This window comes from Bathymodiolus heckerae thiotrophic gill symbiont (genome assembly GCF_900128515.1).
In the GTDB taxonomy this organism is placed as follows: Bacteria; Pseudomonadota; Gammaproteobacteria; order PS1; family Pseudothioglobaceae; genus Thioglobus_A.
The window spans coordinates 1-1,979 of record NZ_FQTP01000167.1; the positions used below are offsets into that span (position 1 = coordinate 1).

Genomic DNA, 1,979 nt, shown 5'->3' on the forward strand with positions numbered 1-1,979 from the left:
AGACCTGTCGAAAGCATGGCCTATCATTTTGGGATTATTTGAAAGATCGCTTACTGGGTATAGGGGATATTCCACCCTTATCAGACGCTATCCGTGCGGCCGCTGCCGGTGGATAATGAGAAGTTACTGATCTATAAAATAAGTAGTTGAAAATACTATCTTTTAGTTTACTTTCGCTCTCACCGCCGGAGACATGTTAAATCCGCTTTCTGGCTTTGTGAATAATCTAAGTGCGAAATACTGCGTTATAGCTGTTACCAAGAACTACGGCTATAGCCTGCGAGTTGCGGCTTGCCGTTCATACTCATATTTTCCGCAAAATTCATGCTCAGGCAATGTTTCCAGATTTACTGAGAGCACCCGAAAAAAATAATTAAACTATGTTAATTAATATACTTAACTGTGCGATATCAATCTACCCTTTAATAAAAAATATTCTGCTGCTCATTAGCCCTCCCTGCAATCATAAAAATAAATCTCTCCACAATGTGACTATATTGCTAAATCGAGCAGATATAGGCTACTTATTGATAAAAAAAATCCTTTCTCTACCTATTGACACACATAAGATATTGAATTTAATAATATTAATAAGATTGTATTAATTTTATACAATTTAACGAAAAGGTAACAATACTAAGTGTTAGAGCTACTCTTAATCCACAGACTTATCCACAGATAATGTGCACAAGTATTTTCTCTAATTATGTTAATGGCTATGTATGCATTAAGTGTTGGTGATTACGTAAGCGGTTGTTTTTACAAACTGCACTTACAAGTGAAATGTAGTTATATAAGGGCACCAACATCTAACGCATACATAGCCATGTTAATTGTTTAGCTCGATAAGCAATAAAAAACATTCACAAGAACACTTAAAGTAACACTTACAATATCCGTCTATTTAGTGCTTGCACGAAATAAATAATACTCTTTTAAATCAATCCATTATGGTATAATAACACCCAATAATAGCATTGAAGATTCTGATCATCCCTTTTTGGTGGTTATCGTAAAAAATCATTATGTCATTGTTATTTAACAAGTATTTATTTCTACAAACCGAACTGGCAAAGACTAAGCCCTCAAGAATAGCCCGGTTCATTAAAACTTCGCATCAGATCCATGAGAAACATCATATCGTCACAACTGGAAATCGGGCAAGTCGATATTGCCAACATCGTCATTGACGTCACATCGCGCGATGATATTCCACTCATCCTGCTGGGCTTGCAACACATCTATACAAGCAAACCTTTGAAAGAAACTGTTTTCAAAATCCTCCAAGAAGTTATTCCACGTAAGAATAAAACAAGCAGTGATGAAACAGTTTCCGTAGCGCCAGACAGAGGGCGCCCCGGAATGGAGCAGTGGACCATTTTTGTATTGGGCACCTTGCGGCTAGCGCTCGGTGCTGACTTTGATCGTCTCCAGGAACTCGCCAACGAACACCGAACCCTCAGAATGATGTTGGGGCACGGCATCTTTGATGACAAGAATTATCGCTTACAAACTCTAAGAGATAACCTAAAGTTATTTACACCTGACATCATGGATCGGATAAACACCGAAGTCATTCGTTCGGGTTATCAATTGCTTAATTTAGATGTCAGTGCATCCATTCAGGGGCGTTGCGATTCATTTGTCTTAAAAACAGACGTTCATTTTCCAACGGACATTAATTTGCTTTATGATGCCATGAGCGTTTTATTCCGTCAGTGCGTTCACTGGCGCCAAGACTATTACCTTCCCGATTGGCGTCAGCATAAACACAACCTGGCTCAATTCAAACAACAATATCGGCGTATCCAGCGATTACGGCATTCCACCTCGAAGGATGAAAAGAAAAAAATGGCTCAGGCCGATTTGATTTGCAAAGCACACCAGATTTATATTGATCTGGCTCAAAAATACCTGAATCGAGTCACTCAAAGTTATGAGTTATTGATAGGCAAATACAAGCTACCTAAAGTCTTATT

General features: G+C 38.4%; 1 pseudogene. It reads left to right on the plus strand.

What is annotated here, in order from left to right:
- Nucleotides 1–1,125: 1,125 nt before the first annotated feature.
- Nucleotides 1,126–1,979, plus strand: a pseudogene (locus tag BTHERMOSOX_RS10700) (ISNCY family transposase); the annotation flags it as partial.